Origin of the sequence: Pseudomonas sp. Irchel 3A18, from assembly GCF_900187465.1 — a bacterium.
In the GTDB taxonomy this organism is placed as follows: Bacteria; Pseudomonadota; Gammaproteobacteria; order Pseudomonadales; family Pseudomonadaceae; genus Aquipseudomonas; species Aquipseudomonas cichorii.
In genome coordinates this window covers 1-23,512 of the sequence record NZ_FYDI01000003.1, presented here as the reverse complement: position 1 = coordinate 23,512, position 23,512 = coordinate 1, and the positions used below count along the sequence as shown (strand labels likewise).

The 23,512-nt window shown below is 54.6% G+C and carries 14 protein-coding genes and 3 pseudogenes; 13 read left to right on the top strand and 4 right to left on the bottom strand.

What is annotated here, in order from left to right; genetic code table 11:
* Positions 1-184 precede the first annotated feature (184 nt).
* The 5 genes from CKW23_RS05830 (at position 185) to azu (ending at position 7,781) form a co-directional block, all read left to right on the top strand.
* On the top strand, positions 185-3,457 hold the full coding sequence (locus CKW23_RS05830) for a DUF2126 domain-containing protein (RefSeq protein ID WP_095067230.1): 3,273 nt from the start codon (positions 185-187) through the stop codon (positions 3,455-3,457).
* 101 nt (positions 3,458-3,558) lie between these two features.
* The gene (locus CKW23_RS05825; protein WP_025258310.1) at positions 3,559-6,057 is read left to right on the top strand and encodes a circularly permuted type 2 ATP-grasp protein; all 2,499 of its coding nucleotides are present in this window, start codon (positions 3,559-3,561) and stop codon (positions 6,055-6,057) included.
* Complete coding sequence (locus tag CKW23_RS05820; protein ID WP_025258311.1) at positions 6,057-6,977, top strand: transglutaminase family protein; 921 nt, start codon at positions 6,057-6,059, stop codon at positions 6,975-6,977. The genes CKW23_RS05825 and CKW23_RS05820 overlap by 1 nt, the downstream gene beginning before the upstream one ends.
* On the top strand, positions 6,943-7,227 hold the full coding sequence (locus tag CKW23_RS26440; protein WP_159918418.1) for a hypothetical protein: 285 nt from the start codon (positions 6,943-6,945) through the stop codon (positions 7,225-7,227). Before CKW23_RS05820 ends, CKW23_RS26440 begins: the two co-directional genes overlap by 35 nt.
* A 107-nt stretch (positions 7,228-7,334) precedes the next feature.
* On the top strand, positions 7,335-7,781 hold the full coding sequence (gene azu, locus CKW23_RS05815) for an azurin (protein ID WP_025258312.1): 447 nt from the start codon (positions 7,335-7,337) through the stop codon (positions 7,779-7,781).
* Between the two features lie 105 nt (positions 7,782-7,886).
* On the opposite strand, the pseudogene nadE reads toward azu, so the two are convergent.
* Positions 7,887-8,195: pseudogene (gene nadE / locus CKW23_RS05810) on the bottom strand (NAD(+) synthase); the annotation flags it as partial.
* A 378-nt stretch (positions 8,196-8,573) separates the two neighbouring features.
* Here nadE and CKW23_RS05805 point away from each other — a divergent pair.
* Positions 8,574-10,205 (top strand): NAD+ synthase, encoded by a 1,632-nt coding sequence (locus CKW23_RS05805; protein ID WP_095067229.1) that lies wholly within the window; start codon positions 8,574-8,576, stop codon positions 10,203-10,205.
* Between the two features lie 283 nt (positions 10,206-10,488).
* Entirely contained in the window at positions 10,489-11,106 is a 618-nt protein-coding gene (locus CKW23_RS05800) for a hypothetical protein (protein ID WP_017704078.1), read from the top strand.
* A 268-nt stretch (positions 11,107-11,374) separates the two neighbouring features.
* Here CKW23_RS05800 and CKW23_RS05795 read toward each other — a convergent pair whose 3' ends face one another.
* The 3 genes and pseudogenes from CKW23_RS05795 to CKW23_RS05785 form a co-directional block, all read right to left on the bottom strand.
* Complete coding sequence (locus CKW23_RS05795; protein WP_095067228.1) at positions 11,375-12,487, bottom strand: DUF2971 domain-containing protein; 1,113 nt, start codon at positions 12,485-12,487, stop codon at positions 11,375-11,377.
* Between the two features lie 783 nt (positions 12,488-13,270).
* Positions 13,271-13,476, bottom strand: a pseudogene (locus tag CKW23_RS05790) (transposase); the annotation flags it as partial.
* An 80-nt stretch (positions 13,477-13,556) separates the two neighbouring features.
* Positions 13,557-15,038 carry a hypothetical protein gene (locus CKW23_RS05785; RefSeq protein ID WP_095067227.1) on the bottom strand — a complete coding sequence of 494 codons (1,482 nt, stop codon included), beginning with the start codon at positions 15,036-15,038 and terminating at the stop codon, positions 13,557-13,559.
* A gap of 719 nt (positions 15,039-15,757) precedes the next feature.
* On the opposite strand from CKW23_RS05785, the gene CKW23_RS05770 reads away from it, so the two are divergent.
* From CKW23_RS05770 to CKW23_RS05745, 6 genes and pseudogenes are all read left to right on the top strand, one after another.
* Positions 15,758-16,072 carry a hypothetical protein gene (locus CKW23_RS05770; RefSeq protein ID WP_095067226.1) on the top strand — a complete coding sequence of 105 codons (315 nt, stop codon included), beginning with the start codon at positions 15,758-15,760 and terminating at the stop codon, positions 16,070-16,072.
* 105 nt (positions 16,073-16,177) lie between these two features.
* Positions 16,178-17,491 carry a hypothetical protein gene (locus CKW23_RS05765; protein ID WP_095067225.1) on the top strand — a complete coding sequence of 438 codons (1,314 nt, stop codon included), beginning with the start codon at positions 16,178-16,180 and terminating at the stop codon, positions 17,489-17,491.
* Positions 17,492-17,728: 237 nt separating this feature from the next.
* Positions 17,729-18,195, top strand: a pseudogene (locus CKW23_RS05760) (recombinase family protein).
* A gap of 303 nt (positions 18,196-18,498) precedes the next feature.
* Positions 18,499-19,602, top strand: coding sequence for a hypothetical protein (locus tag CKW23_RS05755; protein WP_095067224.1), 1,104 nt, complete (start codon positions 18,499-18,501; stop codon positions 19,600-19,602).
* A gap of 2 nt (positions 19,603-19,604) precedes the next feature.
* Positions 19,605-21,833: a Mov34/MPN/PAD-1 family protein gene (locus CKW23_RS05750; protein ID WP_095067223.1), complete on the top strand. Its 2,229-nt coding sequence runs from the start codon at positions 19,605-19,607 to the stop codon at positions 21,831-21,833.
* Positions 21,820-22,998: a patatin-like phospholipase family protein gene (locus tag CKW23_RS05745; protein ID WP_095067222.1), complete on the top strand. Its 1,179-nt coding sequence runs from the start codon at positions 21,820-21,822 to the stop codon at positions 22,996-22,998. The genes CKW23_RS05750 and CKW23_RS05745 overlap by 14 nt, the downstream gene beginning before the upstream one ends.
* Positions 22,999-23,512 lie beyond the last annotated feature (514 nt).

The following is a 23,512-nucleotide window of genomic DNA, read 5'->3' as shown; positions in this document are numbered from 1 at the left end:
CGTGAATGAATTCGCTCCTGCTGCCCCATTTCTGTGCGACCCTTGCACCGCTAATCTGAATTGGCGCGATCCTGGTGCTGTGCTTAGCTGATCCAGTCACTTCAATATCGCTGGCGCAGGCTTTGTTCCGCATGGCATAAGTCTTGCGCGGTTCAATGACCGTCCAGGCCGCAGGAGGCACGCCGTGTCGATTCATATTGCCTTGCACCATGTCACGCATTACCGCTACGAACGCGCGGTTGAACTGGGTCCCCAGATTGTTCGCCTGCGCCCGGCCGCTCATAGCCGAACCCGCGTGTTGTCGTACTCGCTGAAAGTCTTGCCTGAAACCCACTTCATCAATTGGCAGCAGGATCCCCAGGGCAATTACCTGGCGCGTCTGGTATTCCCTGAGAAAACCCAAGAGCTGCGGGTCGAGGTCGATCTGGTTGCCGAGATGGCAGTGTTCAACCCCTTCGACTTTTTTCTTGAGCCCTACGCGGAAAATATTCCGTTTTCTTATGCCGGTGAGGAACAGCGCGAGCTGGCGCCATATCTGGAAAAACTGCCGCTCACGCCGCGTTTTACCGCTTATCTCGAAAGCATCAGTCGTGAGCCGGTGCCCGCCATCGACTTTCTGGTGGGGCTCAACCAGCGCCTGAGTCAGGACATCGATTACCTGATCCGCATGGAACCGGGTGTGCAGACCCCGGAATTCACTCTGGAGAACGCTTCAGGTTCGTGCCGCGATTCCGCCTGGTTGCTGGTGCAATTGTTGCGTCATCTGGGGCTGGCAGCGCGTTTCGTGTCGGGATATCTGATTCAGCTCAAGGCCGATGTCGAGGCGCTGGACGGGCCGTCCGGCACTGACGTGGATTTCACTGACCTGCACGCCTGGTGCGAGGTCTATCTGCCGGGCGCCGGTTGGATCGGGCTGGATGCGACGTCCGGCCTGTTTGCCGGGGAAGGCCATATTCCTCTGGCCTGTAGCCCGGAGCCTTCTTCGGCTGCACCCATCAGTGGTCTGGTCGAGCCTTGCGAAACCGAGTTCAGCCATGAAATGTCGGTGGAACGGATCTGGGAAGCGCCTCGCGTCACCAAACCTTACACCGAAGAGCAGTGGCAGGAGATTCAGGCCCTCGGGCACCAGATCGACGCTGATCTGGTTCGCGATGACGTGCGCCTGACCATGGGCGGCGAGCCGACGTTCGTCTCTATCGATGACCGTGATGGCAGCGAGTGGAACACTGCCGCCCTCGGGCCGAACAAGCGGGCGCTGTCGGCCGAGCTGTTTCAGCGGATGCGCGGGCATTATTCCCCCAAGGGCATCGTGCATTTTGGCCAGGGCAAGTGGTATCCCGGTGAGCAACTGCCGCGCTGGTCGCTCAACAGCTTCTGGCGCAAGGACGGCAAGCCGGTCTGGAACAACGATGCGCTGATTGCCGATGAAACCCGTGACTACGGCGCGACCGGTGAGCTGGCTGGACGTTTTCTGAGCAGTGTTGCCGAGCGCTTGAAACTGCCGACCCGCTTCGTCTTCCCGGCTTACGAAGACAATCTCTATTACCTGTGGCGCGAAGGCGCGTTGCCTGTGAACGTCACTGCCGAGGATTCCCGGCTGAGCGACGAGCTGGAGCGGGCACGCTTGCGCAAGGTGTTCGAGCAAGGGTTGGACAAGGTGATTGGCCAGGTGCTGCCATTGGCGCGCACCGCTGCGGGTGACCGCTGGCAGAGCGGGCGCTGGTATTTGCGCGATACCCATTGCCGTCTGGTGCCGGGTGATTCCGCCCTCGGCTATCGCTTGCCTCTGGCTTCGCAGCCGTGGGTCAAGGCGGCGGAGTATCCGTTCATTCATCCGACCGACCACAACCAGGATTTCCCCGAGCTGCCTGAACGTGACGAATTACATTCAGAAACGCTGCTCGATACCGATCAGCCTCAGCCGGTCATCGACCAGTCCGCCGACTGGCTGACCCGCACGGCCTTGTGCGCAGAAGCGCGTGGCGGGCGTTTGTACCTGTTCATGCCGCCGCTGCAAAAGCTTGAGGAATACCTTGAACTGGTGGCGGTGATCGAAGCCACCGCCGAAGAATTGCAGTGCCCGGTGCTGCTGGAAGGCTACGAGCCGCCGAGCGATCCGCGCCTGAGCAATTTCCGGATTACGCCGGATCCGGGTGTGATCGAGGTCAACGTGCAACCCTCCTCCACCTGGGACCAACTGGTGGAGCGCACCGAGTTTCTTTATGAGCAGGCACGCCTCACGCGCCTGACCACTGAAAAATTCATGATCGATGGCCGCCATACCGGTACAGGCGGTGGCAACCACTTCGTGCTTGGTGGTGCGACCCCTGCGGACTCGCCATTTCTGCGCCGCCCCGATCTGCTGCGCAGCCTGATCAGCTACTGGCACAACCATCCGTCCTTGTCGTATCTGTTTTCCGGCCTGTTCGTCGGTCCGACGTCTCAGGCACCGCGGATTGACGAGGCGCGCAACGATTCGCTCTATGAAATGGAAGTCGCCTTTGCGCAAATGCCCAAGCCGGGCGAGGAAGTTGCGCCCTGGCTGATCGACCGGCTGCTGCGCAATCTGCTGATTGATGTCACCGGTAATACCCATCGCGCCGAGTTCTGTATCGACAAGCTGTATTCGCCGGATGGTGCGACCGGGCGCCTGGGGCTGCTGGAGCTGCGCGCCTTTGAAATGCCGCCCCATGCGCGCATGAGCCTTGCCCAGCAATTGCTGTTGCGGGCGCTGGTCGCCCGTTTCTGGCGCGAGCCTTACGCACCGGCCAAGCTGGCGCGCTGGGGGACGGAGCTGCATGACCGTTTCATGCTGCCGTATTTCATCGAGCAGGATTTCGCTGATGTGATTGCCGAACTCAATGACGTCGGTTATCCACTGCGGGCCGAATGGTTCGCCGCGCATCTGGAGTTCCGCTTCCCGAAAGTGGGCGACTACGCGGTCAACGGCATCGAGCTGGAGCTGCGGCAGGCGCTGGAGCCCTGGCATGTACTGGGCGAGGAAGGCTCGGGCGGCGGCGCGGTGCGTTATGTGGACTCGTCTCTTGAGCGCTTGCAGGTGCGGATCAATGGTTTGCCGCCGCAGCGCTATATGTTGACCTGCAACGGTATTGCGGTGCCTTTGCAGCCCACCGGGCGAGTGGGCGAGTTCGTCGCGGCTGTGCGCTATCGGGCCTGGCAGCCTGCCAATTGCCTGCAACCGACCATCGGCGTTCATGCACCGCTGGTCTTCGATTTGCTGGATACCTGGATGCAGCGCTCGCTGGGCGGCTGCGAGTATCATGTCGCCCATCCGGGCGGCCGCAACTATGAAACCTTGCCGGTCAACGCCAACGAAGCGGAAAGCCGGCGCCTCTCACGGTTTTTCCGTGTGGGGCATACCGCAGGCAAACTGGAGATTCCGTCGCTCAACATTAGCGATGAACTGCCGATGACGCTGGATATGCGCCTGCATTAATAAAAATGGCTCAGTCAGTTGGATGCACACGGACGTGTCCACATCGGTGTGACATCTGACTGCGCTAACCTGAAGCCCTTATGCTGTTTGCCGAGCCTTCCATGCCTGATCTGCTTGACCGTTACCCGCTTTCCGAGGGGACCTATCACGAGATGCTCGATGCCAGCGGCGCTGTACGGCCGCACTGGCAGCGCCTGTACGAGCATATGCAGCGCAGTACTTCCATCCAGTTGACCCAGCGCCAGGCGCTGTTGACCCGGCAGATCCAGGAAAACGGCGTGACCTACAACGTCTACGCCGACCCCAAGGGCGCCGATCGCCCGTGGGAGCTGGATCTGCTGCCGCATGTCATCCCGGCCGAGGAGTGGCAGCATCTTGCGGCAGGCATCGCCCAGCGTGCCCGCCTGCTCAATGCCGTGCTGGCTGATCTGTATGGTCCGCAAGACCTCATCGCCAATGGCTTGCTGCCTGCCGAGCTGGTATTCGGGCATAACAATTTTCTGTGGCCTTGCCAGGGTGTCAAACCGCCTGAAGGGACGTTCCTGCACATGTACGCCGTTGATCTGGCGCGTACGCCGGACGGACGTTGGTGGGTCACTGCTGACCGCACGCAGGCGCCTTCGGGTGCCGGTTATGCGCTGGAGAACCGGCAGATCGTCGCGCGTGCGCTGCCGGAAGCCTACCGTGATCTGCAGGTCAGGCACTTGTCGGGCTTTTTTGGTGCCCTGCAACAGACTCTGGCCCGTCAGGCGCCCACCAGCAGCGAAGCGCCGCTGGTGGTACTGCTGACGCCAGGCCGTTTCAATGAAAGCTACTTCGAGCATTTGTATCTGGCTCGCCAGTTGGGTTATCCACTGGTGGAAGGTGGCGACCTGACCGTGCGCGATGCCACGGTCTATCTGAAGACTCTCAGCGGTCTGCGCCGGGTTCACGCGATCATGCGGCGTCTGGACGATGACTTCTGCGATCCGCTGGAGTTGCGCACCGACTCTGCGCTGGGCGTGCCCGGTCTGCTGGAAGCCGTGCGTCAGGGTAATGTGCTGGTGGCCAACGCTTTGGGCAGCGGTGTTCTGGAATCGCCGGGGTTGCTGGGTTTCCTGCCGAAAATCAGCCAGTACCTGTTTGGCGAAGACCTGATCCTGCCCTCGGTTGCGACCTGGTGGTGCGGTGAGCCTCCGGTGTTGGCTCAGGCGCTGGAGAAGCTGCCCGAATTGCTGATCAAGCCGGCGTTTCCGTCGCAGCGATTCGCACCGGTCTTCGGGCGCGACTTGAACGAAGAACAACGCAAGGCACTGGCGACTCGCATGCAGGCCCGTCCTTACGCTTATGTCGCGCAAGAGCTGGCGCAACTGTCCCATGCGCCAGTCCTGCAGCCTGACGGCAAGGGGCTGCAACCTCGCGCCATTGGCATGCGGGTGTATGCGGTGGCGGGCATGGAGGGTTATCGCGTGCTGCCGGGTGGTCTGACCCGTGTGGCTGCCGAAGCCGATGCGGATGTGATTTCCATGCAGCGCGGCGGTGCCAGCAAGGACACCTGGGTGTTGGGCGAGCACTACTCGCATCTGGGCGAACCATGGAAAGGGCAGCGCCCGCTGGGTGTTTACGACCTGATTCGTCGCGACCCTTACCTGCCGTCGCGGGTGGTGGAAAACCTGTACTGGTTCGGACGTTATTGCGAGCGCTGCGATGACAGCGCCCGGTTATTGCGGATCATGCTGGCGCGCTATATCGATGGCGATGATCCTCTGGCCTTGCAGGCTTCCGTGGAGCTGGCCGAAAGCCTGAACCTGTTGCCCGAAGCCGAGGAGGGCGAAGAGTTGCCCGATCGTCTGCTTACGGCGTTGCTGGGGGATGAGTGGGTGTTCAGCCTGCGCTCCAATCTGCAGCGTTTGCAGTGGGCTGCGTCCCAGGTGCGGGGCAAGCTTTCCCGGGAGAACTGGCAGGCGCTGGTGGAGTTGCAGCGCGAAGCCGCAAGTCTGGAAACCAAGGAGCCGGATTTCGGCGAACTGCTGGACTTCCTCAACCGGCTGGTGATGTCTCTGGCCGCTTTGTCCGGGTTTGCCCTGGACGACATGACCCGTGACGAAGGCTGGAGCTTTTTGATGATCGGGCGGCGTATCGAACGTCTGAAGTTTCTCAGCTCCAGCCTGGCCGCTTTCCTGAGGGCTGCGGCGGTGTCCGATCACTCGGGGCTGGACTGGTTGCTGGAGCTGGGCAACAGCAGCATTACCTACCGTTCACGTTACATGGCCGTGCCGCATCTGATTCCGGTGCTGGACCTGTTGCTGCTGGACGAGCAGAACCCCCATGCCGTGCTGTTCCAGCTGAAACAGGTGGAGCGTTCGTTACGGCGCTTGAATGACGATTTCGGTGCGCCGTGCGACAGAAGCCTCGCGGTCCTGATTCAGCGTCTGTCCAGCTTCGATCTTGGCAGCCTGGAAAATCCATTGTTTGGTGAAAGCAGCCTCAAGGCTGTGCTGGAAGGGCTGGCTGATCTGCTGCAAAACATTGGCGATACCAGCGGGCAGGTTTCCGACCGCCTGGCTCTGCGCCACTTCGCCCATGTCGATGATGTCAGCCAACGTACGGTATCCGTTTGATGAGTGCCCATTACCAGATCCTCCACGACACCCATTACAAGTACGACAGCCCGGTTTCCCTGGCGCAGCAACTGGCGCACCTGTGGCCGCGCAGCAGTCCGTGGCAGCGTTGCAGCGAGCAGCATCTGGAAATCCTGCCGACGCCCACCACGCGCCGGGACGAGCTGGATGTATTCGGCAATCCGCTGACTCGTCTGGCTTTCGAGCGTCCCCATGACGAACTGCAGGTCAATGCCCGTTTGCGGGTGGAAGTGCTGAAGCGGCCTGAACTGGACTTCAACCTATCGCCCGAGTGGGAAGTGACGCGCAGCGCCTTGACCTATAGCGCACAAAAGATGAGCGCCGATCTTCTGGAAGCCTGTCGGTATCGTTTCGAGTCGCCCTATGTGCACCTCAAGCGCTCGTTCGCCGAGTTCTCTCAGGATTGCTTCCCGCCGGGGCGGCCTTTGCTGCTGTGCGTGCAAGCCTTGATGGAAAAGATCTTCGAGGAATTCACTTTTGACGGCGAAGCCACTCAAGTAGCGACACCGCTTGTGGAAGTACTGGAGCGGCGTCGCGGTGTCTGTCAGGACTTTGCCCATCTGATGCTGGCGTGCCTGCGCTCTCGTGGGCTGGCGGCACGTTATGTCAGCGGTTACCTGCTGACCCAGCCACCACCCGGCCAGCCACGGCTTATCGGGGCTGACGCTTCCCACGCCTGGGTTTCAGTGTTTTGCCCGGCGTCGGGCTGGGTCGATTTCGACCCGACCAACAACATTCAACCGGCGCTGGAGCACATCAGCCTGGCCTGGGGGCGGGATTTCTCCGATGTCTCCCCTTTGCGCGGCGTGATTCTGGGCGGCGGCAGCCATGATCCCGAAGTGCGGGTGACGGTGATGCCCATCGGTGAAGTGTATTCAGGTATCGCCATTAATTCCTGAGGCCTTTGAATCGTTCCTTAAGCGGCGCACTCAATTATCCGGCAGTGCGCCGCGCCTGGTCGCAGGCATCGTGTGGACAACTGGCGCTGGCGCCACAGGCGTAAGCGGCAAGCAAACTGCGAAACAGGCTATTGAGCTGCATGACAGGCATTCCATGGGTGGCAATGCGCCGATGGTAGAGCCGCCTGCGCTGGCTGGCTGTTTGATTGTTTCGATGGCGGCGATAGCCGGTATCATTCCGCGCCACTGATCGATAAGCCTTCCTTGGGAGTCACGTTGACGCAGGTCATTGGAACCTGGCCCTGAATGGGGCAGTCTCTCATCACATTAATGAAGTACCCTGCCTTGGAGATTCATATGATCCGCAAGCTTGTAGCTATCTCTCTGTTGACGTTGGCCAGTGGTCAGTTGTTGGCTGCCGAATGCTCTACCACCGTCGATTCGACCGATCAGATGATGTTCAACACCAAAGCCATCGAGATCGACAAGAGCTGCAAGACCTTCACCGTCAACCTGACCCACTCCGGCAGCCTGCCGAAGAACGTGATGGGTCATAACTGGGTGTTGAGCAAAACGGCTGACTCGCAGGCTATCGCCACTGATGGCCTGAGCGTGGGTATCGACAAGGGATACCTGAAGGAAGGTGACACTCGCATTATTGCTCACACCAAGTTGATCGGTGCCGGTGAGACTGATTCCGTGACCTTCGATGTGTCGAAGCTCGACCCGGCCGAGAAATACCAGTTCTTCTGCTCGTTCCCGGGCCACATCAGCATGATGAAAGGCACGGTTACGCTGAAGTAAGTTGATGCTTTCGCGAATGAATTCCCCCTGGGATCGAATTCATTCGCGAAGTGCAGGTGCCCATATCGTCAGTTCCACCGCCTTCCCGGATAAATCCGGTCCTGCTTAAGGCGCATAAGGCAGTTCACGCTTGTGCTGGGTCTTGGAGTAGGTGTCGCAAATGATCCTGAATGCCTCTTCACGCACAGGTTCGCCGTGCAGGAAGGCATCGATCTCGGCGTAAGTCACGCCATGGGAGGCTTCGTCCGGCTTGCCGGGTACCAGGTCTTCCAGGTCCGCCGTTGGTACTTTCTCCACCAGTGATTCCGGTGCGCCGAAATGGCGGGCGATGGCGCGTACCTGGTTTTTTACCAGGCCGCTCAGGGGGGCCAGGTCGCAGGCGCCGTCACCGAACTTGGTAAAGAAGCCCATCACCTTCCTCCCCCCGGAAAAGTGCACAATCAACTGAATATAAGCACCCGTTTTATTGCTGATGATATGTGCACAATCCACGTCTGCACAACGGAAAATAATTTAAAATTTTCGCCTACCACCCAGCTTTGCCAGCAATCGAGCCTCGGCATCACCCCTTGATCGGGCATAATGACTCTACTATCACAAGATGCTGCGACATGTCCGGCCTGTCCTTAGATGAGTTACCAAAGCCACTTTGTGCTGCCGCTCAGTCGCCTTCAGCCAACTCGGTAGCGTGTTTCGGATGTCACCCGAGCGCTCCCCGAAATTGCCAGATGAACGACGCCTAGCTGACGGCGCAGAATCTTGTAGATCCCTTATCAGGTTTCGGGAGGACCCATGGATCAGCGTTTGAGAGTGGTAATGGCCCAGTTGAACATCCGAGTTGGTGATGTTCATGGCAACGTCGAGAAAATCATCGAAGCAGTTCAGACCGCTCGCGACGACCTCGGCGCACAGGTCATCGTCTTCCCTGAGCTGACCCTTTGCGGCTATCCTCCAGAGGATCTGCTACTGCGTTCCAGCATGCAGAGCCGCATCGAGAAGGCACTGGCGCGCGTCCGCGAGGCCGCTCGCGGCATCGTGATCGTGATCGGCTTCCCGTGGGTTGAAGATGGCGCTCGCTACAACAGTTGCGCGGTCATCTCCGAAGGCGAGGAGGTTGCTCGCTACTATAAGCAGCGCCTGCCGAACTACCGCGTCTTCGATGAGAAGCGCTATTTCGAGTCCGGCAGCGGCCCCTGCGTCGTCAACTTGTTCGGCATCCAGGTCGGCATCACGATCTGCGAGGACATCTGGTTCTCGGAGCCCCTCAAGCAGGCCTGCGACGCTGGCGCCCAGATCATGCTGACGCTCAACGCATCGCCGTTTCATCGCGGCAAGCAAGCGGAGCGTGAAGCCCTGCTGGCCCAGCGGGCCGATGAGTGCTCAATTCCAATGGTGTACGTGAACCAAGTCGGCGGCCAGGACGAGCTGGTTTTTGACGGCAATAGTTTTGTCGTGGACGGCAACGGCAAGGTCACCCAGCGCGCTCCAGCGTTTGAAGAGGGCCTGTACGTCACCGACTTCGATTGCACCGACAGTGCTCTGGTGCCAGTTCCAGGGACTGTGATAGAGCTGCTGAGCCTGGAAGCCAGCGTGTACCAGGCGCTGGTGAGTGGCGTGACAGACTACGTGCAGCGTAATGGCTTTAAAGGTGTTGTACTGGGCCTTTCTGGCGGGATCGACTCAGCACTGGTTCTGGCCGTTGCTGTTGATGCGCTTGGCGCAGAAAACGTCGAAGCCGTGATGATGCCTTACCACTACACGGCGCAGATGAGCCAAGACGACGCGAGGGAAGAAGCAGACATCCTGGGGGTGAAGTACAGTGTTCTGCCAATCGCACCCATGGTCGAAGCGTTCCTTGCTACGCTTGCGCCAATGTTCGAAGGGCTGGGCAAGGACACCACGGAGGAGAACCTCCAGGCCCGGTGCCGTGGCACGATGTTGATGGCCATCTCCAACAAAAAGCGCTACTTGGTGCTGACAACCGGCAACAAGAGCGAGATGGCTGTCGGCTACGCGACTCTCTACGGCGATATGGCCGGTGGGTTTGATGTCCTCAAGGACGTACCAAAGACGCTGGTATTCAAGCTCTGCGAGTACCGCAATACCCAGGGCTACGTGATCCCGCAGCGCGTCATTGACCGCCCACCGTCAGCTGAGCTGGCACCCGACCAGAAAGACGAAGACTCCCTGCCACCGTATCCGGTGCTTGATGAAATGCTTCGCCTTTATGTCGAGCAGGACCTGTCCGCCGACGCGATCATCGAGGAAGGATTTGACGCAGAGGTCGTGCGCAAAGTGATCCGCCTTGTTGACCTCAACGAATACAAACGTCGCCAGGCAGCAGTGGGCCCAAGGATCACCGAGCGTGGGTTTGGGCGAGATCGTCGTTACCCGATTACGTCTGGCTGGCGTATCGGCGACTGATCTTCAAGGCCAGTTGCTATAGAAATACGAGTGCCTGTAGGAATTAGACTTACGGCATCGCGAAATAGGACCCCCTTCTTTCGTGATGTAGTAAGCGTGTTTTTTTGGCTTACGTACTCCCTCTGGAGTATTGTGTTTCGATTTTTTTTGTTAAGGTAACCGGTAGTGTGCTTGTGATCTTCAGTAAGTTTCTTGATCCATACCTTGAGTTTATAACAGGCGCTGCGCGACAGATAAGGGACATAATACGACAATGGTACGTTCACGTCACAGGAAGACTTCAATGAGCAACGAACTGCCTTTTTTTGAGCGCCCTGACCTCTCACCATATTTGGTGCATCTGACTCGGAGGTCTAGCGATAACGGATTTTCAGCTTTTGAGAACTTGATATCTATACTTCTCGATGGACGAATAGAAGGTAGCACAACAAAAAAAGGATTTATCAAGGGGGTCAATCCAGCGGCTTGCTTCATGGACATACCTTTAAATTCACTCAAGTACGTACTGAATCAGGCGAACACAGATCCCGCAAAACCCAGGTATGAGCCTTATGGGATTGTTATTACCAAAAAAACCGCTTATAAAAAGGGATGCCGACCAGTAATTTATCTTTCAGACGCTGAGATGGAGCAACTCGGAATTGCTGAGGATGAAAAATGGCGTGTAGTCCGTTTGGAAAATGTAGATGGTACAGGCGTCAACTGGATTCATGAGAGAGAATGGCGGTGCAAAGGAAGTTTAATTATGCCTGAATCGCCTATTGCCGTTTTAGTCAAAAGCAGTAATGAAGCGGCAAGGCTTCAGAAAGTACTGTCAAAACGCAAGCGCGACTTTGCAAGCATGCCTAACTCAATAATTCCTCTAAGTATTTTGTGCCAAGGCTTACCGTATATGTCGTAATTGCTATAAGATTTTTAAGGTTTTATTTCTTCGCCTAGCTTCTGAACGCGTCTGTCCGACGCGATTCACTGACCATCAAACGCTGATTTGTAAGCGGCCCGAGATCGTAAGGTCTGACTATCAGAATATACAACTCTCCCTTGTCGAGAAGTTCAGGGTTCTTGCCCTAGCACGGCTGCGTGGCTGGCAGTACTTACAGCTCTATTGGTCGCTATATGCACTGCCTTAAGCTCGGGATGTTAAGTTTTTTCATGTGCTTGCTGTGTGTTTAGTGGTCATGCGTTGGTTTAGTAATGCCGAAAGCTAGAAGCAACTTTTCTCTTTCCTCGTTTTCAATGATCATTCTGCCTAGACTGCTATCAATAATTTTTGAGGCGGAGCTTACCTCTAGTCGGCCGTGCGGGTTAAGAGTGGTGTTGAAAGAATAGAAAGGCATTTTTTCATCTGCATACTCCCTGTTGCTTGCAATAATCGTTTTTATATGGCGCTCGTAATCCTCGCTTACTCTGGGGCCGAATATTATACCGCTTATAAAATTTGTGCCATGGTACAAAATTCTCTGCTTGGGGTTTTCTGGTTTTTTGTCAGACGCAGCCATCCAGTGAGTCTGAATTTCCTCACTCGTGAATAGCCTTAGTTCTTGTTCGTAGCACCAAAATGAGTTTTTTTGTAAAAAAGCCTCCTCCACTTTAGTCTTGCCTTCCGTTGCACACTCAAGGATAGGAATATGTTTATCCGAATCTATGTACTTGACCTCACGCAACGGGTAAATGTCCGCTTGGTCTGACATCAGATGGTGTCTTAGCTTTATAGTAGGTCCTTCAAGTCCGCCATATATCACCACGCAGCCTTTGAAACCATCGGCATAATGGGCCCACATCATTGGGTCAAGAGCGCTCTTTGAGAACGAAACACTATAGAGCTGATGGTTTACTGCCCTAGCAAGAAGTTCTGTAATTATAAGAACGCACCAATCGACGCGATTTTTTTTCGATGACTGCTCTGCGAAATCAGATTCGTTTGATGCGGGACTGTCAATGATCGAGCGCTCAAATAAATCCTTCAAGTCAGGTTCTCTGCTTTGGATTATTTCTCGTATCGAACCGGTCAATGAGTCCACTGTTACGTTTTTGAATAAAGTGTTAAGCTCATTTATTAATAGTTCGTCATGTGCGGATATGTGGTGAAGGATATTCCATGCGGGACTGATTGGTTTAAGCGATAGTAAATTTTTCCAGAGAGAAGGGCTGTCTTCAAAATAGTAGGTGGCTTTAAGGTCGTTAGGATCGTTTAGCTCATGATTTGCTGAGAAATACAACTCGTTGTAGCGAATCGATTTTTCAAAATATATATTCGGTCTGTAATATTTAAAAATAGGCATGAAAAACTCTTTAATGGTGGTGTTCTTAGCTATAAAAAGATATTAAACCTTGACTGGTTGGGTTGAAGTTTTCAGAAAAGATTGATTCCTTTTATATAAAGAATTATCTGTTCTTTATGTAAGAATTGGGTTCGCGTCTCGTCCAGCCGTACTATGAGATTAGATGTGATTTCATAGTAGTTGCCTTCAATCATTTTCGCTTCCTTTTCCAATGTCAACGATGAGGGTGTTGAATGCCCTTCAATGGCATTTAAGATCGTGTCGACGTCTGATGCTGTGATTGAGCCAACAAAAAATCCGTCTTTGAGAAATATTTCAATTTTCCTGCTTTGCTTTTTCAAAGCTCAAACCTTTATTTAGTGTCGCAGTTTTAATTTTAAAATGTTGGGCTGAACTCCCAATAAGCTGTTATCACACATCGCGATAAGTTGGGATTTGGCCCTCACCCCTTCTGATGTTTTCCTCGGTTTTTATCCTTATAAGCACAAATTTTGAGCTGGTAGCCCTGTGCTATCAATCTGTCGACAGTGAGTGTGCGGCCAGCCCGCGAGTTTGACTCCTGCACTAGGGACAGTCCGAGACGCACATACAGAACGCTTTCTGCATCAGCAAGGATTTCCAGACGGTTGTGATTCCTCTATCAAATCAGCTCTCCTCGGCGACTCTTAAGGGGTAGCTAGGCCGACTCCAGCCGGTCATGGAGATCATGTGCACTGGTCAAGTCGAGTGCAAATGGGTGGTTAAGTCCATGCAGTCACTCAAATGGGGCTGCTTTTTTTGTCATATCCGCCAATGATCCTCGTCGCTCATGTCTCGCCCTTGTGTTCAACTCGAATAAACCGCCAATCGAGTGCAGCGCCTGTTCGGCCAACCGGCTTTAACTCGGCACGTGCAGATCGAAAAACCTGGGTCATGCAGCCGGTTTCGGTCATGCCTTTCTCGAGTCCGGCGTTGTAGCCAGCAAAGTCATCGCACACCAGCTTACTGTTCCCAAGCTCAGTGGTCGGCATTCAATTGATCCTTCAACTTGTAGCACAAGAATAGCCCCATCCAAGGGGCATGCACCTAATCAAGAAGTGGGCGGGGAAACTCGAATTCCGAGTAACCAGCGAACGTAATCCCAGATTAAGTACCGGTTCCTAGGCCAATGCCAATGCCATGGCCAGCTCCCATAGTGGGGATGTCTGAAAACCTCTTCATGCTTGAAATGTACGCCGAGGCTCGTGCCCCCAACCATCAGTAGATGTACGCCTTTTTGATAATTGGCTGTTTTTACAACATCGCTTGCGAGGTCCACTTCTACAGTTTTATGTGGATGATACGGGGAAACATCCGGTACACACTGCACATACATCTGTGCATCGAACGTAGAGGCTGATCCAATTTCCCAAGAGTGCTGAGAACCATGGTGAGGTACCTGTACGGCAGCTAGCCGGATCCAGCGATGCTCGCCGAAATGTCTCCGCATCGAGCTGGAGGTGGCAGAATCGACTTTCAAGTCGCCGAGCATCAGTGAGGCCGAAACGCATACACATCTTGGTTGCCCATTTCTCGAACATCTGGCACATAGGTCTTCAGAGAAAGTGACAAGGCGGCTCATCAGGCAAAGCGATATGTTGTTGCGAGCAATCCCTGAAGAGCCGAAATGTCTGTCGTAAATTTTTCGCAGCTCTTCTCGCCAATTTGGTTTGGGCTTCCCTCCGGGCACGCCAATTCTATAACGCTTGACTATGTCTTCTATCTCCACCTCGACTTGCGTCAAGGCTACTTTAGAGCGACGAGCGGCTCGCTCACCCTTGCTATTGACGACACTTACATCCGGCTGGTCGGAGTTGTAAAACATGAACTCGATGCCACCCCCCACTGCGCTGAACGGCGTCGAATGGCTGAGCGTTGCCATTGCATGATCATCGGCGTTGCTCGGGGCCGTGCTTGGCTGCACTTTCTCATTTAGGTCGGTGGATTTACCATTGCTGAGCGGCCGATAGCGCTCCAAAATCGGGCGGTATTCTCCGTCTCCCTCCACGTTGTCCCCCTCTTTGGGGAACGGTCTAGGTTCGCCCGGTATCTCATCCGGATTTCCTTGGTCATCGGGGGGAGGGCCGCCATTCACCTGCAAAATTGTTTCAACCTGCTGGCTCAGCCCGCGTGATGCGAGCCACTTGGTAGGTGCGATTTGAAAGAGTGCAGTTGAGTCTGAGCATGGGCCACCGACCAAGCCGGCTGCCTGAGCTAGCCTGGCGGGGAGATCAAGGAAGGGGAGCGCCAGCCACTTTACAGACCAAGTCTCTAGAAATAGCTCCACACCGTTGACGTGGTCGTCGTCGAAGTGTGACAGAACCAATAAATCGAATCTTTTGGTCTTGCTTTCGATGAGGTAGCGGCCAGATTCAGACAGGTCGCGGATAGCTGCACTAGTCAGAGTTCTTCGTTTCGACCCACAGTCATAAGCCCAAGTGAAGGAGGCTTCACCAGTAGGAGACCATGCTACACCAGTAAGAAAAGTGCCATGCCCCACTGGGTGAAAAAATTGGCTAGCTGCTACTTCCATGGTTTCCCTACCTGAAATTGGTGTAGATGCTCATTGGGCCGCTGCATGCTTATCCGAGATGATGGCAGACAATAAGAGCGAACCAAGAAGGGGTCAATAGGACAGCCAATGTCCGTGTCTGTCATGCGAAGCCGCATCAGGAATCTTCCAAGTCCCTTCCTTCTATGAACGACATGGTTCCACTGAGTTTGGGCGTCTAAATGATTTCCCTCCAGAACATAAGCGTTTTTTCTAAAGAAGCGATTAGGTTGAGGGCCGTCTGTGGTGTGGTCGACCTCTTGCGGTCCTGTGGGAGGGTGTGGAAATAGGGTTGCTTATGTATGAAGATTGGGGGCCTCCTCAGGGCTACATTTACGAAATTTTCGTGCTTCCCGCATTCAGGGGGGAAGGGCAGGTGCTTGGATGCTTGAGCAAGCTGAGCGCATTGCACGTGAGCTTGCCTGGGCGGGCATACACCGCAGGCGAGCGTGGTGCTTAGGTTTTCAATCAGATCGCCTAACTCGCTGCGCGGAAAGCGCCCAGTTGGGGAGCGTTGATGGCATACCTGGTCTGGGGTGCCCTTGCCGGCATAATCCGATGAAAATTCCGTCTGTATTTCATCCCGTCAAGCAACAACAGTTTGATTAGTGAATACGAGCAAGGGATGCATGAGCAGGCTGGAGGTGCCGACGCCCAAACCACCTCCACACAGCTAGGCTGATTGAGGATGGAGGCTGTGAATGAGTTTGATTGTCCAGGTCTTTCAAAATGTGGCAGCTGTGAGCGCATTGGTGTTCGGCTATGTGAAGCTTTCGGCTGCGCCGAAGATCGGCGCTCATTCGTTGCTCAGGCGAACCGCAGTTCTTTCTGCTATGAAAGGGATCGTCGCTATGTCGGTATGGCAAGTCGCAGCGTTCGCTTTTCGGGGACGGCCTGCCAACCAGGAAGGAAATACTTTGGCTGCTGTTGAATCTCTGGAATATGACCATCTACACGATTTTGGGGATAGGCCTGTTCGCGTGCCTGTTAAAGCAACCACTGCACCCGTTGGCTGAGGATGTAGGGGGTATTACCTCCGTGAGTGGTAACTCAAAACCGAAGTGACAGTGCCTTCTGAAAATTCCGTCGACTCTCGGAACCCTCGGTGAAAAGGATCAAGCATGGCCTACGTAACAGATGAGCGGTTGAAAGGATATTTGGACACAAACCAGCTGCATCGGGAGCAAATGTGCCTGAGTATACTCGCACTGGATAAACGATTTACAAATGTGCGGCCACGCCATCCTCGGGGCGGTCCTGATGGAGGTAGAGACATCGAAGCACAATTCAGAGCTACTGAACTGGCCTATGGGGCTGTTGGCTTCGTCAACCAAGCCGCAGATATTGAGGAAAAGAAACGCACAGCACGAGCGAAGTTCGCCGATGACCTTAAGAGCGCGTGGACAGCTGTTCCAAGACCGTCCGTTTTCATATTTCTCACCAATGTCAATTTTACGGTAGGGGAGAAGTCTGACCTCGTAGCTCTGGCAAAAACCAAAGGTTTTAGCTTTTGCGAGATTCTCGACCGTGAGCGTCTTCGAGTGGCTCTTGATAGCGCAGATGGTTTTGCAGCGCGATTTCAGTATCTGGGGATTTCGATGTCTGAGGCCGAGCAGGCTAGCTTTTTCGCGAAATGGGGGGATGAAATACAGTCAGTCATTGCGACTGGGTTCCAGGAGGTGCACTCTACGCTTTCACAGCTGCTTTTTCTGCAAGAGGCCACGCAACCTATCTCCGGCGTGCATGTGCAATTCAAGCTTGATAGAGAATACGATGCCAGTGAGATTGGGCATTTTCGAGCGTTCTGCTACATCTGGCTGCGCGAACCCAAGCTTAATATTTGCTCATTGCTATTTGGATCTACAGACAAATCTGACAGGTTTCGTACGGACATTGAGGAAAAGGTTGATGAGTCTGCCGGAATTGCTCACGGAGTTGCGTCAGGTCAGTGGAAGTTAGGCTGGAAGAGTTTAGCTGACATAGAAGTGAGCGCCCAAACCAGTCAAGAAGAGGAAGACGAGCAGTTTGATGAGTACGTACAGATCGGATGCAGCTCTGCGGTTGGCAGGAAGATAGTCGAGCGCGTTGTTGTTAGCTATAGCACAGACAGCTTTATTCGGTACGAGCCAGTGTTGTCACTGATGGATTTCGATGAGTCTATGATAATGCCAGTATTAAGTCGCTCGCTGGCAGATAAGGTGGAGCGCATACGCATTATCTCAAATGGATACTTGCTGGCCGATTTAGACAAGACTGATTTTCGAATCGACGATGTTGCCTTTGCGTTCGAACTCGATAGCTCCTTCTCAGCAAGCGAATTGGCCGACCCTTGGGTTCGCATCCGTCCATCAAAGCTTGCCTCGTCTTTTAGTTTGCATTTCTCAGGTAACGTTCCGGCTCGCATGTTTAAATCCAAGAATCTGTCATGGGAGTGATGTTTTAGAGAACATTCGTAATGCAGCAGTTGTCGCGCAACTGCAAGCTGTGCGACAAGTTTTGTATTTGCTGGTGTTAGTGTTTTTAGGGACGTGTTAGCTTATCGTAAATAATTTTAAAATTGGAATACAATTTGCGATGGAATAATAATGAGCCATTTAATTGGTTATGCTCGCGTTTCAACACGGGGCCAGAGTCTTGAGCATCAGCATTCTCAGTAAGTTGAACAAGGATGCGTGAGGATTTTCGAAGAGAAGGTTAGTGGTACTAAACGAGATAGGCCCGAGCTGACTCGCATGCTCGATCATCTCAGGGACGGGGATGTCGTGATCGTGACGCGTCTTGACTGTCTCGCCAGGTCGACCTCCGATTTGTTGGCCGTTGCTGAGTTGTTACGGGACTGTGGAGCAGGGTTGCGCTCGCTTGCAGAGCCTTGGTCTGACACGACAACCCCAGCAGGCCGGATCATCTTGACCGTCTTCGCAGGAGTTGCAGATTTCGAACGATCATTGATTGCAGAGCGCACCAGTGCAGGCAAGTAGGCTACTAAATACAGGGGGTAAAATTTGTCCTAAACATGCGGTCAATCCCTCACAAACTGCGCGCTCGTGAGTTGCTCGAAGCAGGGCGTCTAGTCTCGGCGCTTTCGAAGATTTTCGGCATACACAGAGCGGCCGTTTACCTTGCATTGGGTCGTGGGTGACGCAGTGGCGACTGCATATTCTATTGTCGGAGAATCGAACGCTATGCCTAGAGAATCTATCGGCCACGCCTACCAGTTGCGGATGCACTGGTGAGGCGAATGGCCCATTAGGGTGTGTAGGTTCCACGTGCCAGGCTTATCCCATTGGCCTAAATCGCCGCGTCTCCGTCCCCGCCGTCCGGTCTTAAAATAGCACCCATAGTGTTTCTGTTGCATTGGTATAACTACATATAGTATTTTTGACCTTCTGGTGTGTAATGGCTATCGTCCACTCGAACGATGCCCCATCCTGAGGGACATAGCATGCATATTGTTCGGTTTTTTCCTATCGGCAACGCCGATACCTGCCTGATTGAGCTTGCCAACGGTCGTCGAATTCTCTTCGACTTCGCGGACATGCATAACCCCGATGACGCTGATGACAAGCGTTGCGACCTTGAAAAAGAGCTGCGCGACATTCTCGGGGATGACAAGGTCATTGATGTTGTTGCGTTCACCCATCTGGACCGTGATCATTGTCACCGCGCCAAGGAGATCTTTTGGCTTGAGCACGCTGAGAAATATCAGGATGATGACCGAATCAAGATCAAGACGCTCTGGGTTCCTGCCCATGCTGTGCTAGAGAAGGGGATCACAGGCCAAGCCCGCACCCTTCGTGCCGAAGCCCGGCACCGCTTCATCAAAGGCGAGGGGGTACGGGTTTTTTCTCGACCTGAAGAGCTGGAGGACTTCCTTACCGAGCGCGACATCGATCTCGCGAAGCGCCGAAACCTGATAAGCGACGCAGGCACCCTGTGCCCGGAGTTCAACCGGGAACACGATGGGGTGGAGTTCTTCGTGCATTCGCCTTTCGGGAAGCGTGATCAGGATGATGTAGTGCGCGTCCGGAATAACGACGCGCTTTTCATGCAGGCAACGTTTGAGGTTGATGGCCAGCAGACGAAGATGGTCTTGTCGGCTGACGTCACTCATGAGGTCATCGACAATATCGTCGAGGTGACCAAGTATCATGGGCGAGAGTCTAGACTCGAATGGGATATCAATAACGTCCCGCATCACTGTAGCTACAAATCTCTGTCTGATGAGAAGGGTGACAACAAGACCGAGCCAACGGAGACCTCCAAATGGTTGTACGAAGAGGCTGGCCAGGCCGGTGGGCTGCTGGTCAGTACTTCCAAGGTCATACCAAGTAATGATGAGGACAAACAGCCTCCTCACCGGCAGGCGGCTGCATACTACAAGGATGTTGCCAACCAGTTGGGCGGTGAGTGGATCGTTGCGATGGAGCACCCCACAAAGACTAAGCCTGAGCCACTGGTTATCGAGATCAAGAACACCGGCTATAAGATCAGGAAGCAGACTCCCAAGGTGGTCATCACCACTGCTGCGCCGCGCGCGGGAGTTTAATGATGGTTGAGGCGTTTGAAGCCCCCCGATCTCGGTTGGCTCGCTCGGTCGTCCGGTATTTAAGCGAGTCTCCGAACTATCCCTATGCGACTCTAACTGGCGTCAGTCGAGACTACGCATTCGATGTGCTGGATATCGAGCTTGAGATTGAGCTGGAGCAGCGCCGAAAGGTCCCGATCCGGCCCAGGGAGCCAGTTCGACTTATCTTCATGTCCAGCGACGACGCTTGGCCACCGCGAGTGCTTTCGAGGCGTGAGGACTTCCCAGTTGGCATGGTCCACACCAATCTTGACCGTGAAGCGGGCGGGTTGGGGTTGTGTATTTGGGAGGAAGCGTGGTCGGATTTGGCGACCAACCTCACCGGTCAAGCGTTGGTCGAAAGGATTCGTTCCTGGTTCTCCTCTATGGGCGCTGGCACTGTTCATGATGATGATCAGTTTCTGGAGCCGTTGATCCTCTCAGGCTCACACACGCTTATCATCCCGCCTGGAGAAATGAAGGGCCCTTGGTACATCCAACAGTCCTACAAGCACTACGGCCAGATCATTCTGGGCATGTCGAAAGAGAAGTCTGAGAAAGAGGGCGTCGGTCAAAATTTCGCCATCTACACGCCACAACTATCTGGTCAGCTACACCGTGGTCTTGCCAGCACGCCATACGACTTAGGCGCACTACAAAGCCTGTGTTTGGACTTTGGTTTTGACTTGGTTGAGGACTTGGCACAGTGGTTACTTTCGCCCGAGCAGTTGATCAATGCGCGTAATCGTCAACCTTTGATGATCATAACGGTGCCAAAGCGCCGTACGGTGGATGGTCCGGACGAGCAGCCGGAGGTGTGGTGTTACACCCTTGGCCAAAGCCTGGCTGAGCTTGGCGAGCGGCTGGATGTCACGATCACTGAAGCCAAGACTGGGCTTACCACATCAAAGCTATTCGGGAGTGTCAGTAACGCTGACCTATCATCAATTCACATGGCTCCCTGGCGTGTCGTGCAACGGCTGGATCGGGCCACAGCCCGCCATTTTGCGGGCACGGCGCATAATACAGATACCCCTTTGCTGGCAATTGGTGCCGGTGCTATCGGGTCGAACGTGACCATGATGGCGGCCCGGTCCGGCATAGGCCCTTGGGTTGTGGTGGACGGGGATATCACCCTGCCGCACAACACGGTTCGCCAAGTGCAGAAAAATGCCTCGGTAGGATATCCGAAGGCATACACATTGCAGATCGAGCTAGATCAAGTATTTGAAGGCGGCGGGAATGCTTCAATCCCAGTCAATATCTTCGCAGCTGGAGAGCAGGTGGCTGCGTTGGATGCTGCTGTAGCAAACGCCGAGATCGCTATCGATTTCAGCGCTTCACCGGCGGTGTTGGGCTGGCTGGCTGATCAACCCGTGAAACGAGGGGCCAGTGCCTTCTTCGGGCCCGATGGTTCCGACTTGGTTGTGCTCGCAGAGAATAAATCTCGGGTCGTCAGGCTTGATGAAATCGAGGCCCAGTACTTTTGGTCTGTGGCTACTGAAGCACGTATGAAAGGGCATTTATCCGCTGCCCGGTTGGACACAATCCGCTACGCCAATGCCTGTCAGGATCTTTCGCGTCCTCTTCCGCCTTGGCAGCTTCAGACGCTTTGTGGACTGGCAGCGGGGCAGGTGGCACAGCTAATCGAGAATGATGACGCATGTTTTAAAGTCTGGAGGCTGGAGCCTGAGACGGGGGCTGTCCAAGCAGTTGTTATCCCTGTTCACCGGGTACATCGCTACCAAGAAGGGGCTATGCGTGTATCTATGACGGACGAGGTCGTCAGCACGATGCGGGAGCTTCGTCGTAAAGCGGGCAGAAACGAAACGGGGGGTGTGCTGATAGGCACCTTTGATCTGGTTCGCAATGTGGCTCATGTCGTCGCGGCGCTTCCGGCTCCCCCCGACAGCAAACAAGCCCCGACCTATTTCATCCGTGGCAAAAAAGATCTCAAGCCACGGATCGAAGTATTGGCTGCTGGATCAGCGGGGCGTTTGCACTACATCGGAGAATGGCATAGCCACCCTGGAGCCGTGCCTGCCAGGCCCAGTGATGATGACGAGGGGGTATTTGCGCACCTCGAAACTCATCTGGGATCGGTAGGGTTGCCGCACATTATGGCCATTTGCGGCGAGCGTGATTCCTGGATTCGAGCAGGTTGGTCTGAGTGTGGGGTGGTGGAAGGAGTCTTAACACATGGGCATGAATGAAGTCCTATCGGTTTCTCAGGTTCAGGATACCGATAAGATCGCGCTGGCCTTGTCGGGCGGTGGTTCCAGAGCCATGGCCTTCCATTTGGGCTGCTTGCGTGCGTTGCACGATCTCGGGGTACTTCAGCGTGTGTCAACGATCACTGCCGTTTCGGGTGGAAGTGTGCTGGCGGGCCTCTATTGCAGCTACCCAGGTGACTTTGAGGCATTCGAGGCCAGGGCGCGGTACCTCCTTCGTCAAGGATTCGCCAAGCCCGCTCTTCGACGGGCGCTGACTTCCTTAGATGGCGTCAAGGCAGTGGCGTACTCCAGTGCCTTGGTAGCCGAGAGGTCGGCTGCATCCATCTGGCGTATTGGCCAGCAAATTTTGGGGAGGTGGACTCCTGGCGAGCATTGGCCCAATACCGTTCCATTTCTGCGCAAGGTCAGTCGAACGACCATCATGCGAAATGTGTTCAGTAAGACCTTCAACGGTTCTTTGCTAAAGAATCTTCGGCAAGATCGCCCGCAGCTCATCGTGATCGCATGCGAGCTTCGAGCAAAGGCGGCTTTTTACTATACTAGGGACCGGCTCCACTGCTGGCGATACGGTTCTGCCAGCTCAGCGGATGTTGAGCTGGCAGATGCCGTCGTGGCTTCAGCTGCGTATCCAGCATTTCTTCCAGCCCTGGATCAGCGCCTGATCTTCACCAAAAGCAATGAAGAGAAGTCCCACAGGATCACGCTCACGGATGGTGGAGTATACGACAATCTCGGTTTGGTGCCGCTGTGGCCGGACCGTGATTTTTCGGACAGTCTACCTTTACCAAAGCATGACTGGATCATTGCCTGTCGGGCTGGCTATGGCCTCGAAGTGACTGAGCCTGCTTCCATGTGGGGGGCGCGAATGAATGCATCATTTGAGAGTGTGTTCGCCAGATCCCAGAATCTCGCAATGAAACGTCTCTTTGATCTCAAAGAGCTGGGCAAGCTGAAGGGTTTTTTGCTGCCCTATCTTGGGCAAAATGACGGCACGCTTAAATTCACCAACCGCGACATGGTAACCGCCGAGTCGACCGCAGGCTATGCAACAAATTTCAATGCGATGGACATGGAGTGGATCGAACGACTGGTGGGGCGAGGCGAGCAGATTGTCCATGCGCAGTTCAAAGAGCACTGGCAGTAGTTTGAGCTGCCGTCACCGGTCAGGGCTTGTTCTTAGCGTCCAGCCCACCTAAAGCGGGCAGTTTAGCTGCCGGTCTGTTCATCGATTAAAAATTAAGTGTGCCTATGTAGTAGTCAAGATCTCGAACACCGAAATCTTCGTTTGGCTTGTTTTCGTCGTCGAGCCAGTCACGCTTGCCATAGGTTTTCCATGAAGCGTAGCAATGGACTTTTCGCCCATCAGGGATGAACGTTATGTCGCCAGCGTTATTTTGAGTGATCTTTTTATAACCCTGATAGTAGGTTAGGTGTCGGCTGCGTGCTTCACCAATCACAATAATCTTGGGCTTCAATTTTTCTAGCCATTTTCCGGGGAGTTTTCCCGACTCTCGGCCATGGTGAGGTGCGATGTTGGCGCTGATTTAAAACTGACCCACCCTGCCGATTGAAAATTGACCCAGGACGGATTGCTGATTTTTGCCCCAGCAATTGTGGATAAGCTTAGCAGCAGTGTTCCGATTCAAGACCATCAAGCC